The following is a 15636-nucleotide window of genomic DNA, read 5'->3' on the forward strand; positions in this document are numbered from 1 at the left end:
GGGCATATCTTGTTCAAAACAATCGTTTTACCAGTCGCCTTGTTGGGCGCGTTCGCCGGCGCACACGCTGACGAAGGGCAGTGGCAACCACACCAGCTGCCACAGCTGAAAGCCGAGCTCAAACGGGTCGGCATCGACATTCCTGCAGAAAAACTCGCCGACCTGAGCAAGCACCCGATGAGCGCCATCGTGTCGCTGGGCGGCTGCTCGGCCGCTTTCGTCTCCGACGCGGGCCTGGTGGTGACGAACCACCATTGCGCGTATGGCGCCGTGCAGCGCAATTCCACGCCGGAACACAATTACATCACCAACGGCTTTCTGGCCAAGACGCGCGCCGCAGAGCTTCCTGGCGGTCCGAACAGTCTCGTGTATGTGACGGACAAGGTGGAGAACGTCAGCGACCGCGTCCTGAAAGGCTTGACGGCCGACATGAGCGGCCGCGCCCGCCACGAAGCCGTGGAAAAGCGCATCAAGGACCTGATCGCCGAATGCGAAACGGACAAGATGTACCGCTGCTCCGTGCCCGCCTTCCACCGCGGCCTCGAGTACTACCGCATCCGCCAGATGATGATACGCGACGTGCGCCTCGTGTACGCGCCATCGGACAAGATCGGCAACTTCGGCGGCGACACCGACAACTACGAATGGCCGCGCCACACGGGCGATTACTCGTTCCTGCGTGCCTACGTGGGCAAGGATGGCCGTCCGGCCGACCCGTCGCCCGACAACGTGCCGTATAAATCGAAGGATTTCCTGGTGGTCTCGGCCGAAGGCTTGAAAGCCGGCGACGGCATCCTGCTGGCGGGCTACCCCGGCCGCACCAGCCGCTACAAGCTGCCGGCGGAAATCCGCTTTGCGCGCGATACGGCCTTCCCCCTGAAAGTATCGGAACTGCAAGCCGACCTGGCCGTGATGGCCGACGCGACGCAGGGCGATGCCGCCGCCGCCGTGCGTTACGCCAGCGTGGTGAAAAGCATCAACAACGTGCTGAAGAAAACCCAGGGCTTGCTCGACGGTTTCGCGCGCAAGGACATCGCCGCCATCAAGGATGTGCAGGATGCCGAATTCCGCGCCTGGTACGCCAAGCAGCCGAACGTGTCGCCTACCCTGCTGGCGGAACTGGACGCGGCGATCGCCAGCGACATGGCCCTGAGCGAAGAAGAGTTCGCCTGGTCGGTCGCCACCCACAGCGACTTGCTGAAGAGCGCGCGCACCGTCTACCGTTTGTCGCTGGAGCGCCAGAAAGCGGACGCCGAGCGCGAATCGGGCTTCCAGCAGCGCGACCTGGCTTTCATCAAGGCCCGCCTGGCGCGCCTGGAACAGTCGTACGTCAACAAGGTGGACCAGGCGCGTTTTGAAGCCGGCCTGAAGCGTTATGCCCAGCTGGCGGCGAAGAGCCATCCGCAAGGCCTGGACGCGCTGCTGCCGGCGCCAGGCGCCGTGGCGGCCCTGTACCAGCAGACGCAACTGGCTGACACGGCCAAGCGCCTGGCCTGGCTGGAAAAGGACCAGGCTGCCGTGGCCCGATCCGACGACGCCTTCATGCAGCTGGCCATCAAGCTGCAGCCCGTGGAAGCGGCGCTGGAAGAGCGCCGCAAGGAAATCGACGGCAACCTGGAACGCGTGATTCCGCAATACATGCAAGCTGTGATTGCCTGGAAGAAAACACAAGGCAAGCCGGTGTATCCTGACGCCAACTCGACCCTGCGCGTGACCTACGGCACGGTCTCGCCGTACTCGCCGCGCGACGGCATCACCAAGGGACCGTTCACGACCGTGGAAGGCATCGTCGAGAAAGTCACGGGCAAGGCCCCCTTCGAAGCGCCGCAAGGCTTGATCGACGCCGTCAAGCAAAAACGCTACGGCCAGTTCCGCGACCCGGCCCTGGGCACGGTTCCCGTCAACTTCCTGACCAGCGCGGACACCACGGGCGGCAATTCCGGCTCGGCCGTGATGAACAAGCGTGGCGAGCTGATCGGCCTGAACTTCGATTCCACGTATGAATCGATCACCAAGGACTGGTACTTCGACACGGCCATCACGCGCGCCATCCACCTCGACATCCGCTACATGCTGTGGGTGATGAAGGAAGTGGACCACGCGGATAACTTGCTGCAGGAAATGACGGTCAAGTATCCGAAAGCTACCAAGAAGTAATCTTCAGCTTGCGCTAGCGCAAAGCCGCATCCGCCTCAGGGCCGATGCGGCTTTTTTGCGTATGGCCAACTATTTTGAGTTTCATCAATATGCCAGCGTCCGCCATGGTTAGCATGAACCAGGGAGACTATGCGATGGAGGCAATATGGATGATGGCGAGCTGGCAGCCGATCTTGCGCGCCTTTTCGGAGCAGGTAGACAAGTTCAGGACAGCCGCTTGCTGCGCATGGATTTTCCGCGCGAGGACGGTCCGCCCGATACCGCGCTGCTGGTCAACAGCTTGCGGGCACACGAGGAAATGTCACGCGACTTCCGCTTCGACGCCGAAGTGCTGTCGGACAATCTCCACGTCCCCCTGACGGCGATGATGGGACGCATGGTCACGATTTCGCTGGTGCGCGATGACGGCAGCTTGCGCTATTTTAATGGTTACGTCGGCGAATTTCGCTTGTTGCGCAGCGATGGCGGTTTCGCGTTCTACCAGATGGTGCTGCAACCCTGGCTGGCGTTTTCCAGGCTGCGCATGGACAACGTTTCGTTCCACGAACGCACGGTCATCGACATCAGCGAAACGACCTTCAATCATTATTTGCAGCGCGACTGGCAAAACCGGCTGCAGGAGGAAAAAGCGATATTAAGCTGCGCCAACCAGCATAATGAAACCGATTACAACCATCTGCACCGGCGCTGGGAAGACCAGGGTATCCATTACTGGTATGAACATCGCGCCGACGGCCATACGCTGTGTCTGGGCGACAATACCTGGCTGAACGACAGCATCGATCCAGGCGACGGCCATGCCGGCGAAGCCGACGAGATGGCGTTTCGCAGCGGCGCCGGCTCGCTGGAGCGCGACGGCATACGCGATTGGCAGGCAATACGGAAGATTGCCTCAGGCTCGCTCACGCTGGCCAGTTTCAACTACAAGCATCCGTATGCCAGCCGCGCCAGCGGCTACGCGCTGCACCAGCAGGGCGACGTGTTTGCCCATGAACTGTATCAAAACACCGGCTATGGCTATGCCGGCATGGGTGACGGCGAAGCGCTGGCGCAACGCCGCCTGGAGGAGCAGAACTGCCAGGCGCAATACTTCGAAGCTGGCGGCAATCACCGCTGCGCCCAGGCCGGGCGCAGTTTCACGCTGGGCGGACACTTCAGCGCCCAGCAAGCCATGCCGGCCAGAGGTGAGGCGGCGCGCCCGGACATCGGCGCGCGCGAATACCTGATCGTGTCGGTCGATCATATCGCCAGCAACAATTACCAGGCAGGCACGGGTGCGAAGTCGCAGTATGAAAACCGTTTTCGCTGCATCCGCAAGAGCATCCGCTGGTATCCGGGGCGGCACTTCAACAGCACGCCTTGCGCCTTGCCCGGCGTGCAGACGGCGATCGTCATCGGGCCGGCAGGCGAAACCATCCATACCGACGGTCTGGGCCGGGTGAAGGTGCAATTCCACTGGGACCGGCTGGGCAAGTTCGACGCGGGCAGTTCGCCTTGGATCCGGGTCATGACGCCATGGGCGGGCCAGGCGTTTGGCCAGATCGCGCTGCCGCGCATCGGTCAGGAAGTGCTGATCCAATTTCTCGACGGCAATATCGACCGTCCCGTCATCGTCGGCGCGGTGTACAACGGCAACCATGCGCCGCCGTGGAATTTGCCGGGGCAACGCATGCTGGGCGGCTGGCGCAGCGCCGAGCTGATGCCTGGCGGCGGCTACGGCGTGCGCGGCAACCAGCTGGTGCTCGACGACACGCACCAGCGCATCCAGGCGCAACTGAAAAGCGATCATCAGCACAGCCAATTGTCGCTCGGCTGCATCAGCCGCATCGAAGACGCCAGCGGGCGCAAGGATGCGCGTGGCGAGGGCTGGGAACTGGCGTCAGACGCCTGGGGCGTGGCGCGCGCCGGCCGCGGCATGTTGCTGACCACCGAAGCGCGCCCTGGCGCCGCCTCGCATATCAAGAGCATGGATGAAACCTTGCGCCGGTTGGCCGAGGCTGCTGAACGGCACAAGGCACTGGCCGCCCTGGCGCAGCATTACGGCGCGCAAGAAAGCGCCGCCCAGCAGGGCGCCGCCGCCGATGTGCTCAATGCCCAGCATGCCGCGATCAAGGGCGGTGCCGGCAGTGGCGAAAGCGCATTTCCCGAACTATCCAAACCGCATCTGGTGCTGGCCAGTCCGGCCGGTATCGAAACGACGACCGCGCAATCGACGCACATCGCCAGCGCCGAGCACACTGCGCTGACGTCCGGGCGCGACCTGTCGCTGGCGGCCGGCGGCGGCCTGTTCGCCAGCATCGGCGCAGCGTTCCGCCTGTTCGTCCACAAGGCTGGCATGAAACTGATCGCTGCAGCTGGCCCGGTGCAGATCGCGGCGCAAACCGATGCGGTCGATATCGTCGCCAACAAGGTGCTGGAATTGATCAGTCAGACGGACTGGGTGAATATTCGCGGCCGCAAAGGCGTGCGCCTGCATGGCGCCAATTGCATGCTTGAAATTAGCGACAAGGTCCAGTTTTTTACCGCGTCGCCGACGCTGTTCCATGGAAACCTGGAAACCTTGGCCCCCAAGAACCGGCCGCAACCGGAGCAGGAGCCGCCCATCGCGCCGGTAGCGGGGCAGTTGCAGCATACGATACAGGCCCATGCGGATGGCGGGCAATACGCGCAGGTGCCGTACACGCTGTACAACGGGGAAGCCGAAGTCGAGCAAGGCCTGACCGACGAATTCGGTCGCATCCTGATCGCGCATCAGGATGGCACGCCGCGCTACCGTGTCGTCCTTGGCAATGGCGAAGAGTTTTCATTGCAAGCGAGCGCACGCTTCGACCCGGACGCGGCGCCGGACGGCGAACACAAGCTGTCGAACCGCGGCTTGCGCGCGTTCGACGACACGGCCGACGGCCGCGGGGTTCAATGATTCACGACACTGACTGGAGAGTGCCATGCCGGAATCGAGCGGCCGCATTGAAACCACCCACATCGACGAAGTCGGACGCACTGCGACGAGTTCGCTTCAGTGGCTGCTGGAAAACCGCAACCTGAAGGGCAAGGCCACTCATCCGATTACGCATAACAACAAGCTGACACTGTTCATCTGCGGACAGGAAGGGTTCTCCAACATCGCCGGCGAGATCGCCAAGGCTAAACATTCGATCGACCTGTGCTGCTGGGGTTTCGACCCGGGCATGGAACTGGTGCGCGGCAGCGGCGCCACCTGGCCGCGGGGCGAAACGTTTGGCGACTTGCTGATCGCCGCCGCACGGCGTCACGTCAGGGTGCGCCTGCTGGTCTGGTATGACCGGATCGGTTCGCCGATGGTGCGCAATATGCCGGGCTATTCGCACGGTACCTCATCATGGAAAGCCGATGGACAACGCTTTGATGACATCAGCGCAAAAGCCAGCCTGTCGATGTTGCACGATGCTGTCCAAAAAAAGAAACATATTTTAGGCAACGGTTATTGGGGCGAGTACCTCCGGCCTGAGGATATTCCGATAATGGCGCGTCAAGAATATTGTTACAGCTGGTATGCGGCCGCTTTCAAGGGCCTGTTCGGGGGGCTGGAAATTCGTTTGCGGCACGGCGACAGCGCCGCAATCAGCAAGAGTATCGCGACCGAAATAAACCAGCCGCACGGCCTGACGATGGGGGAAATCGAAAAGCCCGGCATGCAATACCTGGGCACGCACCACCAGAAGCCGGTCCTGATCGATTTCGATCACGAAGAGGGCGCCAAGGCCGTCGGTTACGTGATGGGCCTGAACTCGGTGACCGATTATTGGGACACGACGGCCCATCTGCTCGACGATACGCGCCGCGAACAGGGCGGCGTCAACGAGCGGCGCGAGTGTGTGCAGGGAGTGGCCGCGGATGGCGGGTTCGCCACCTTGAAACCCTATCAGGATTACGCCTGCCGCATCGACGGCGGCAAGGCGCTTATCGCGCTCTACAATAATTTCGTGAAGGCGTGGGACCGCGCGTCTGGCGATCGCACGCATGGCGCCGCCACTGCCAGCGTGAGCCGCGAATTGCCACATGGCAGCCCGCCGGCGCGGCTGTTGCGCAAGGCCGGACCAAGCGACTCCACCGTGCAGATCGTCTTGACGCAGCCCGAGGAACAAGACAAGACGATCAAGGAAACCTATTTTCGCGCCGTGACCCAGGCCAGCCTGGCGGCCGGCTACCTGTACGTGGAAAACCAGTATTTCCAGTATGAAGAATGGGCCCGGCACTTGCTGGCCGAGCGCAAGAAGGTGGTCGCCGCCTGGAAGGCCGGAAGCCTGAAAGCTGGCAAAACCATGCGTGATATGCCGGTCATGCACGTATTCATTGTCATCCCCGTGCCGGAGCGCACGCAGATGGTGCCGCGCACCCATGACACGCTGGCGGCACTGGGGCAGCACGCTGGCATGACGGGGCAAAACACCATGATCGACGACTATAACAAGCGACCGAAAACCCGGCGTGTCAGGGCAGGATTCGGCATTTCCACCGAGGCGGAAGTCAAGTTGCCCGACGTGGTACAGCATGCCAACGGCATCAACAAACCCGGTGCGATGACGCTCGAAAGCGAATTCGGGCTGAAGGTATCGGTGGCCATGCTCAATGTCAGCGCGTTTGACAAGGACCGCTGGCGTTACCGTGAAATCTACATCCATTCCAAATTGATGCTGGTCGACGACGTGTTCATGACGCTGGGCAGCGCCAACCTGAACCAGCGCAGCATGGCCGTCGACAGCGAGATCAATATCGCCACCGACGATCACCGCGTGGCCCGCGATTTGCGCAAGCGGGTGTGGCGCATGCATAGCGGCGGATTGGTTGATGGCGGGGGCGGGACGAAGGGGGAGATTGTGGATGCTTATCGGAAGTGGGTGGAGCTGATGGGCGCAAATCGCAAGAAAAAATGGGATAAATCTGAAAATGCACTTTTAAAGAAAATGACCGGTTTCCTGCTGCCTCTGGAAGACAAACGCAGCTCCACCATACGCCTGGGTTGATCATGAGTAAAAAAAATACCGTCTTCTTTCGCCTGCCATTTCTTGCGTTGGCAGTTCTTCTCTTTGTTCCTTTGATTGCCTGCAAAATGCCTAACGACAAAGTCCTGCCACGGAACCAGAGTCTGCCCCTCTTCAATCCGCATGTTTCGGATTTCATTTGCGAAACCGAGGCGAGCAAGGTGCCGCCCATCGATGCGCAAGCGGAGGATTGGTTTCTCGCAGCACGCGCCTTGGAAGATCCTGAAATTTTCGTGGAAGACCGCGATTACAAAAAAATCGTCGCTCTGACGCGTCAGGCGGCAGAGCGATTGCACTGGAAGGCGATGCTCAATCTGGCCAGTCTGTATGTGGAAGGGCGCGATCCTTTGCATGGTGAGGAAGAAGCGGTGCAACTGGTGGAAAAGGCGATGCGGCTGGGCATACCGGCGGCCTATGACCGGATGGGGACGTATTACGCGAATGGCACGGGCGTCAACGGCGACATCACGCGTGCTTATGCTTTCTGGCAAAAGGCGGCGCAGATGGGTAACCCCCAAGCGCTGGGTTTTTTAGGAGAAAAACTCACTGCGGGGAAGGATTATCCGGGTGCTGAAATGTGGGGGAATATTCCTGTGGCAATCAAGATGATGGAGTGTGCGCTGGGGCAGGGATATGGCCCATCCGCATATGATTTATCTTATTTATATGTTGTATTAAGAACGCCTGACGGCACGTCTGATGGGGAAAGAACAACTGAAACCAAAGAGCGTGCCTTGCAAGTATTACATACCGGAGTAAGGCTGGGCTGCGAGAAATGCGCAAACAAACTCACGATTGAATTCGGCGATCCGTTTGATCTTGCAAATATGCTGGTTCCGTACATTGATAAAGCGCGAGCGGAACGTTACGGTGTACTTAGCCGTGAACTTGGATTCAATCCCAATGCCCGCTTTCCTAATCTGGACAAGGTAGTGCCGCTTCCTCCAGCCGATCTGCCGCCCTGGAATGGCGACAGGGATACCTTGCTGCATGCCGCCATGGGTGTCCGTCCTCCGCCAGCCACCCCGCAGCCAAGCGCCTCCTCGTTGTTGCAAAAACCATATTTCCTGGCCGCCGACTATGCGCTGCGTCCCACCGGCTTGCTCAGCGATGCGCCGACTGCGCCGTTTTCCGCATACTGGCAACCCGCCAAAGGGCAAGGAGTGACTGAGCCGGCCCGGCTGTTCAGTGAAGGCGAGGAGTTCCGCCATTTCAGCGTGCTTGATGCCGCTGGGAAGAGCCGTTACGGCCCCGTGACATGGGAGCAGTGCCTGACGATACGGCACAACCATGCGGCAGTGGAACCGCGCGCGGCGCGCGGTTTGCTGCGCGAGGTGGCGCGGCCCGAGCCTTTGTTGAGCTGCGCTTGCGGGCAAGCCTGTCCGGTCAGCGGCGTCTGGCAACCGTGGGTGGCGGCCGACCATCCGCTGCAGGCCATCGTCAACCAGTACTGGCGCCAGACCTGGCTGACCCAGGGCGCGCCGTTCCCGCGACCGCGCCGCGACTGGCTGCTGGACTTGCCAGATGGCGAGGTGACGTGGCATTTGATGGATGCGTCCCTTCCTGATCTTGGATAAGGCAATGGATAGCAATCAATCCAGCATGGCTGCCATGAGAGGACGCTTCGCGTCGCTTATTTTCTTGTGCTGCCTGCTTGCCTGCAAAATGCCAGACGACAAAGTCCTGCCGCGCAACCAAAGCCTGCCGCTTTTCAATCCGCATGCTCCTGACTTCATTTGTGAAACCGAGGCGAACAAGGTGCCGCCCATCGATGCGCAAGCCGAGGATTGGTTCCTCGAAGCGCGCGCCTTGGAAGATCCCGAAATTGCCGTGGAAGACCGCGATTACAAAAAAATCGTCGATTTGACGCGTCAGGCGGCAGAGCGATTGCACTGGAAGGCGATGCTCAATCTGGCCAGCCTGTATGTGGAAGGGCGCGATCCTTTATATGGTGAGGAAGAAGCGGTGCAACTGGTGGAAAAGGCGATGCGGCTGGGCATACCGGCGGCCTATGACCGGATGGGGACGTATTACGCGAATGGCTCGGGTGTCAACGGTGACATCACTCGCGCCTATGCCTTCTGGCAAAAGGCTGCTGTCATGGGAAATCCTCAGGCGATGAAATTTTTGGCGGATAAATTAAATGTTGGACCCGCCAGTGAAGGGGCGGGCTATTGGTCCAATATTCCGGTAGCGACAAAAATGCTGGAATGTGCATTTGGGCAAGGATATGGTCCCGCAGCATTTGATTTGCATTATTTGTATGTATCTCCACGGGCTGCCAATGGGAAAATAAATGGCTCGCGTAACGCTGAAACAAAAAATCGTGCATTAAAGGTGTTGCATGAGGGTGTTAAGTTTGGTTGTGAGGATTGTGCAAATGCATTGGCAATTGAATTCGGTTCACCTTTTGATCTTGCCGATATGCTGGCGCCATATGTGGACAAGGCTCGTGGCGAGCGATATCGTATGCTTAGTAATGCCCTCGGCTTCAACCCCAATCGCCGCTTCCCCAACCTCGATAAAATCCTGCCATTGCCACCGGCCGATCTGCCGCCCTGGGATGGTCAACGAAAGAGCCTGCTTGACGCCGCCATGGGCGTGCCCACCGCCAGCCACCCCGCAGCCAGGCGCCGCGGCGCTTTCAAAAGAGCCATATTTCCTGGCCGCCGGCTAGGCGCTGCGTCCCACCGCTTTGCCGCCCCGGCACTGCCCGCACTGTTCACGCGCCACGGCCTGCCGCATAGGCTGTGCCACGTATAATTCCTCGCACTATCCACCACTATTCTTTTTCGACAGGTTCCCATGCCCCCGACTCCCGATTTGCCGCCGGATTGGCACGCGTTTGAAACTGCATACGACGTTGAAGCAACCTGGTTCAGGCTGGCCAATGCCTCGCTGGCGCTGCTGGGCGCGTCCGCTTTCAAGGATCAGGCATTTTCAGCCTTTGCCTTCAATGCCGTATCGTTCCCGTCCATTTCGCTGAGCTTTGACACCGATCCCGGTAACAGGGCGCGCGATTACTATCCTCCGGACTGGTCGAACGAGTGCATGGAAGCCGATGTGCCGGAAATCGGGCAATTGTGGGAGGAGGGCCACGCAAGGATCGAAGATGCTTTAAGCGAGCTGATCGACGCTGCCGATGACGAGTTGCTCTGCGCCATCGAGGAAGGCTATCTGCACAGCCTCAGGAAAACCATGGTGCGGCTGGAAACGCGCCATGCTTTCGAGCAGATCAAGACGTGTGCGCCGTTCTGGACCGTGGTCACGCAAATCGATGCCGATACGGATGAAGAGGAGCGCCTGCTCGAACAGGTGCGCCAAGGCCTTCTGGCGTAAGCGCTATATCAGGGCTTGCCAGGCTTTCACTTCCTCGTCCGTGAGCGCCGGCCCCCAGCCGCCGCGCAGCCCCGCATCCGGCTGCGCATAGTACGCAAGCTGCGGCACGGCCACGTCATGCCGGACGCAGATGGCCAGCACGGCTTCCAGCTGGCGCCGGCTGGCTGGAAGGTCATCGCCATGCCAGGTGCAGGCGCTCGTTTCCAGCACATGCTGCACCAGTGCTTCCAGCGCGCCCAGCAGGTGCCCGGGCAGTGCCGCGCGCACGTCTTCCGGCCAGGGATCGCCCATGCCCGTCACAGCCAGGGACGCAAAGCCCCGTTCCCAGGCAGCAAAATCCCCAGGCGCGAGCTGCGCCACTTTCCACACGTGAGCGGCGAACGCGGACAGGGCGGGATGATCGATATCAAAGCGCCGGCAAAAGCGTTGCAGGCACGTGACGGCAAGGCATTGCCTGGCGATCACGGAGAGTGTGTCTATCGAGATGTTGTGCATGAGTCCAAAGCTCCTGAAGGCGGCGCCTGCCGCAGTGCCTCCACCGGTAACTGAAAAAAGCGCGGCACCATCGCCGGCGACAGCGCGTCGCCGCCGTCCGCCATGGCCAGGCGGCCGCTCAGCAGCAGCATCACGTAGCCGTGGCCCAGCGACCAGCCGGCGCTGGCGGCGGCCTTGTCCCAGCGCGCATCGAGGCCCGCTTCGCGCACGGCCGCGCCGGCCGTCTGCAGCACATATTGAAAGCACGCTTGCGCCGCTTCCTGCAGGGCGGGGAACTGGCGCACGTCCTGGTGTTCGAACATCAGCCGGTAGTGGGCGGGCGCAGCCAGGGCGAATTCGATGTATTGCTGGCCCAGCAATTGAAAGCGCTGTTCGGCGGGCAGGCTGCCCGGCGACGGCAGCTGCGTTTCCCATTTCTGTATCAGGCTGGCGAAGCCGGCCGCCGCCACCTCGGCCAGCAGGGCTTCCTTGCTGGGGAAGTGGCGGTACACGGCGGCGACCGACACGCCCACCGTGCGCGCCAGTTCGCGCAGCGACAGGGCCGCGTCGTGCTGCTGCGCCAGTTGCGCGATGACGGTGGCGACCAGGGTGTCGCGCAAGTTGCCGTGATGATAGGTGCTCGTTGTTGTCATTCTATGTTATCGCTGTTCACATTGTCGTGTATGATGGGCATGTTATCACTGAAAACATGGAGAGCACATGCATGAGATGAACATTGCCGTCCGCAGCGTGGACTTGCCGCCAGGCGCCAGCATCGCCCCGCTGTATCCCGGCAGCAACCTGGCCGACGCGTACGCCGTCGATTTGCCCACCGCGCAGGCGCGCCAGATGGACATGCAGAGCCTGGCGCGCCAGCTGCTGGGCAAGCAGCCGGGCTGGGCGCGCAAGCTGATGGTGGTGCGCGACGCCATCGTGGCGCGTTTCGGCATCCGGACGGCAAAACAGATGGAAGCGCGGCCCGGCAAGCGCATCGGCATCTTCCGCATCTATGCCGTCAGCGACGACGAGATCATCCTGGGCGAGGATGACAGCCATCTCGATTTCCGCCTGTCCGTGCTGCGCAACAGGGACGCGGGCCGCCATGGCAGCGTCACCGTCTCCAGCGTCGTGCATTGCCATAACCGGGTGGGGCGCGCGTATATCCTGCTGATCCGCCCGTTTCACAAGCTGATCGTGCGGCATTCGCTGGCGCGCGCCGCCAGGGCGGGCTTCGCCTGAGGCGGGGAGGGGGCGGATGGCAAGGGCAATCTTGCTTATTCATGGCCGGTATTGCATACTGCACCACCAGCCTCATCACGATTCCCATGAACGATACGCTTCTCCTGCTGGGTTTTGCCACCACGCCGCTTGAACTGATTTCCTTTGTCCTGGCACTGACAACCGTTGCGCTGAACATCCGCCAGAATCACTGGGCGTGGCTGTTCGCCATCATTTCCTCGGCCGCCTACGGATTCGTGTTTTTCGAGTCGCGCCTGTATGGCGACATGGCCTTGCAACTGCTGTTTATCAGCGTCTCGTTCTGGGGCTGGTATCAATGGCTGCATCCGGCCAGCGGCGGCAAGACCCTGCCCGTCACGCGCCTCGACGGCCGCGGCTGGATGGCCTGCGCCGCGGGCTGGCTGGTCGGTTTCCTGCTCATCGCCTGGCTGCTGACGACGACGGACACGGACGTGCCCCATGCGGACGGTTTCCTCACGGCAGGCAGCCTCGTGGGGCAATTCCTGCTGTCGCGCAAGAAACTGGAAAACTGGATCGCCTGGATCATCGTCGACGTGCTGTATGTGTGGCTGTATGTGCACAAGGGCCTGACCCTGACGGCCGTGCTGTATGCCTTCTTCGTCGTGATGGCCGTCATCGGCTTGCTGGCTTGGAAGAAGTCGGCCCCGGCCGCGCCCGGCGCGATGGTCCTCAAGTGATGGGACACTGTGTGCGCGTGGCCATCCTGGGCGCGGAATCGTCGGGCAAGTCGACCCTGGCGGCCGCCCTGGCCCAGCGCCACGGCACCGTCTGGGTGCCCGAATACTTGCGGGAGTTTGTGGAAACGCAAGGCAGGGTGCCCGTCGCGGCCGACCAGTTTGGGATTGCGCGAACGCAAGTCGAGCGTGAAGCGGCCGCCGCCGCGCAAGCCCGCGACTATCTGTTTTGCGACACGACGCCCTTGATGACGGTGGTCTACAGCCGCCATTACTTTGCCGGTGCGGACGCCCGGCTGGCGGCGCTGGCCGATGCCACGCGGTACGACCTGACCCTGGTGACGGCGCCCGACAGCCCGTGGGTGGCGGATGGCTTGCAGCGCGAGTCCGAAGCCGTGCGCCAGCTGATCTACCGCTACCTGCTCGACGAACTGGACGCGCGCGGCATCGCCTACCACGTGCTGCGCGACAGCCTGGAGGCGCGCCTGGAACAGGCGGCGCCCTTGCTGCAACAGGCGCTCGCTGCGGCGCCTGCCATTTCCCTCAATTAAAAGTCGAACTGCGCCGAGACTTTAAAGGTGCGGCTGGCGCCCGGATACAGGTAACCGTCCGATTCCGGCGTCACGTCGCGCCAGTAGAACTTGTCGGCCACGTTGTTGACGGCAGCGCGCAGCACGGCGCGCGTGCCGGCGATGCGCGTGGCGTAAGCGGCGCCCAGGTTGAACACGTGGTACGACGGCACGAAGGTCGTGTTGTTGTACTCAAACGCTTTCTTGCCCGCATATTCCCAGCTGCCATTCACGCTCAGGCCCGCCACTTGCTGCACGGCGTAGTCCGCATGCACGGCCGCCTTGAAGGCGGGCACGTTCGGCACGCGCTTGCCGTCGAGGTCGGCATTGCCCGTGCCCGACTGCTGGCTGTTCAGGGCCGTCACGGAAGCGCCCAGGCTCAGGCTGGACGATGCCTTGCCCTGGGCCGACAATTCCAGGCCGCGGTGCTGGGCCTGGCCTTCGCGCACGAAGTAGCCGGCCGTGTTCTGGAATTCCAGGCCCTTGCGGATCTGGAACAGGCTGGCCGCCAGCATGAAGTCCGGCGTCACATCCATCTTGGCGCCCAGTTCGATCTGCTTCGAGCGGCTCGGCGACAGCTCTTCATTGGCATTCATCGCCTTGCGGTCGGCCGTGCCGCCATGTTCCATACCTTGCGAGTAGGCCGCATACACGGACACATTGTCGATCGGGGTGTAGACGAGCGATACATTCGGCAGCAGGAAGTCGTGCCTGGCGCGGATTTCCGTGTCGGCCTTGAGCACGTACTGGTAGCCGTCGACATTGATATGGCGCAAGCCGCCATGCAGTTTCCAGTTCGGCGCCAGGCTGACGATGTCCTGCACGAAGACGGAATTTTCCGTATCCTTGCGCACCAGGCGCACGGGGCCCGTGACGCCGGGCGACGTGCCGACGATCTGCGGCTGGTAGATGTTGCTCACGCCCACCCAGTCGTACACGTACAGGCCGGCGCGGTCCTTGCGGCGGAAGGTCGAGACGCCGGCCGTGAAGTCATGGCGCAGGGAACCGGTGGCGAACTTGCCCTGGATCATGGCTTGCGCGCTCAGCGGTTTTTTCGTCTCGCCCAGGCTGCGGTAGTCATACACGTCGTAGTCGCCATTGCCGCAGAAGCCGGGGTACAGGTCCTGTCCGCTGCAGCCGTACGGGAAGGCCGTGTAATCGTCGCGCTTGAACGAGTGCTGGTTGGCCGACAGGGTGGCGTGCCAGTCGTCATTGAACGCGTACTGGAAGCGCAGGCCGATATTGCTGGTGACGGTTTCCACGGGGCGCGTCCACGGCTGCAGGTTGAGCATGGCGTCGGCACTGATGCCGGTTGGCAAGGTTTTATTGTTCAGCAGCTGGAAGCCGGGCGCCGTCGCCTGCGCCTTGTCCTGGTAGTCGGCATCGAGCTGCAGCAGCGCCTGCGGCGAAATCTGCCAGTCGAAGGCGCCGGAAATGAACTTGCGGTTGCCGTCGGCGCCCTTGATGTAGGAGCGCAGGCGCTCGGCCGCCACGTTGACCCGGTAGCCGAAGCGCGTGTCTTCCAGGCGGCCGCCCAGGTCGACGGCGCCGTACAGGGTGCCCCGCTCGCGCGCTTCCACGGTGACGGTGCGCAATGGCGTGTTGGTCGGGCGCTTGACGATGAAGTCGATCACGCCGCCCGGCGCGGCCACGCCCGCCTGCAAGCCGGCCAGGCCCTTCAGCACTTCGATGCGTTCCTTGTTTTCCAGCGGAATTTGCGTGTCGCCAGGAATGGCCACGCCATCCTTGCGGTAGCTGGAATTGTTGTCGAGCTTGAAGCCGCGGATGGTGAACTGTTCCGCATAGCCGACGGCGTTGTAGGCGTCGTTGATGCTGGCGTCGAGCCTGGCGGCATCGCTGAGATTGCGGATTTGCAAGTCCTGCATGTCTTTTTGCGAAATCACGGTGACGGACGCGGGCGTCTGCAGCAGCGGCGCGTCGCTGAAACCGCCGACGGAGGCGCGCTTGGCGGCAGGCGCCTTGCTGGCCGTGACGACGACTTCAGCCATGCTTTGGGCCTGCGGCTCGGAGGCTTCGGTGGCGTCACTCGCGGCCATGGCAGGCGCGGCAAACGCGTGCAGGATGGCCAGGGTCAAAGCGGGGCGTGAAAAATGCGCGGATAAATTCGGTGTGGACATAGAT

Annotated in this window: 12 protein-coding genes; 9 read left to right on the top strand and 3 right to left on the bottom strand. The window is 61.8% G+C overall.

Going from position 1 to position 15636, the window contains the following annotated elements:
- Positions 1-9: 9 nt before the first annotated feature.
- The 6 genes from IGS61_RS15780 (at position 10) to IGS61_RS15805 (ending at position 10517) form a co-directional block, all read left to right on the top strand.
- Positions 10-2157: a S46 family peptidase gene (locus IGS61_RS15780; protein WP_442908072.1), complete on the top strand. Its 2148-nt coding sequence runs from the start codon at positions 10-12 to the stop codon at positions 2155-2157.
- Positions 2158-2383: 226 nt separating this feature from the next.
- The gene (locus tag IGS61_RS15785) at positions 2384-5077 is read left to right on the top strand and encodes a type VI secretion system Vgr family protein (protein WP_230540736.1); all 2694 of its coding nucleotides are present in this window, start codon (positions 2384-2386) and stop codon (positions 5075-5077) included.
- Positions 5078-5102: 25 nt separating this feature from the next.
- On the top strand, positions 5103-7160 hold the full coding sequence (locus IGS61_RS15790) for a phospholipase D-like domain-containing protein (RefSeq protein ID WP_230540427.1): 2058 nt from the start codon (positions 5103-5105) through the stop codon (positions 7158-7160).
- 2 nt (positions 7161-7162) lie between these two features.
- Positions 7163-8755: an SEL1-like repeat protein gene (locus IGS61_RS15795; protein WP_230540428.1), complete on the top strand. Its 1593-nt coding sequence runs from the start codon at positions 7163-7165 to the stop codon at positions 8753-8755.
- A 4-nt stretch (positions 8756-8759) separates the two neighbouring features.
- Positions 8760-9941 carry a tetratricopeptide repeat protein gene (locus IGS61_RS15800; protein ID WP_230540430.1) on the top strand — a complete coding sequence of 394 codons (1182 nt, stop codon included), beginning with the start codon at positions 8760-8762 and terminating at the stop codon, positions 9939-9941.
- 42 nt (positions 9942-9983) lie between these two features.
- Positions 9984-10517 carry a hypothetical protein gene (locus IGS61_RS15805; protein WP_230540432.1) on the top strand — a complete coding sequence of 178 codons (534 nt, stop codon included), beginning with the start codon at positions 9984-9986 and terminating at the stop codon, positions 10515-10517.
- A 3-nt stretch (positions 10518-10520) separates the two neighbouring features.
- On the opposite strand, the gene IGS61_RS15810 is transcribed toward IGS61_RS15805, so the two are convergent.
- Both IGS61_RS15810 and IGS61_RS15815 read right to left on the bottom strand, forming a co-directional pair.
- Complete coding sequence (locus tag IGS61_RS15810; RefSeq protein ID WP_230540434.1) at positions 10521-11012, bottom strand: hypothetical protein; 492 nt, start codon at positions 11010-11012, stop codon at positions 10521-10523.
- Positions 10994-11644: a TetR/AcrR family transcriptional regulator gene (locus IGS61_RS15815; protein WP_230540436.1), complete on the bottom strand. Its 651-nt coding sequence runs from the start codon at positions 11642-11644 to the stop codon at positions 10994-10996. The genes IGS61_RS15810 and IGS61_RS15815 overlap by 19 nt, the downstream gene beginning before the upstream one ends.
- Positions 11645-11711: 67 nt before the next feature.
- On the opposite strand from IGS61_RS15815, the gene IGS61_RS15820 reads away from it, so the two are divergent.
- The 3 genes from IGS61_RS15820 (at position 11712) to IGS61_RS15830 (ending at position 13476) form a co-directional block, all read left to right on the top strand.
- Complete coding sequence (locus IGS61_RS15820; RefSeq protein ID WP_230540437.1) at positions 11712-12230, top strand: DUF2867 domain-containing protein; 519 nt, start codon at positions 11712-11714, stop codon at positions 12228-12230.
- 86 nt (positions 12231-12316) lie between these two features.
- Positions 12317-12928 (top strand): nicotinamide riboside transporter PnuC, encoded by a 612-nt coding sequence (pnuC, locus tag IGS61_RS15825; protein WP_230540439.1) that lies wholly within the window; start codon positions 12317-12319, stop codon positions 12926-12928.
- Positions 12928-13476, top strand: a complete 549-nt coding sequence (locus IGS61_RS15830; RefSeq protein ID WP_230540737.1) for an AAA family ATPase — start codon at positions 12928-12930, stop codon at positions 13474-13476. The genes pnuC and IGS61_RS15830 overlap by 1 nt, the downstream gene beginning before the upstream one ends.
- Here the strand turns inward: IGS61_RS15830 and IGS61_RS15835 are convergent.
- Positions 13473-15632: a TonB-dependent siderophore receptor gene (locus IGS61_RS15835; RefSeq protein ID WP_230540441.1), complete on the bottom strand. Its 2160-nt coding sequence runs from the start codon at positions 15630-15632 to the stop codon at positions 13473-13475. The two genes, IGS61_RS15830 and IGS61_RS15835, sit on opposite strands and share 4 nt — an antisense overlap.
- Positions 15633-15636: the final 4 nt, after the last annotated feature.

The sequence above is a fragment of the Janthinobacterium sp. FW305-129 genome (genome assembly GCF_020858115.1).
Lineage (GTDB): Bacteria > Pseudomonadota > Gammaproteobacteria > Burkholderiales > Burkholderiaceae_D > Janthinobacterium.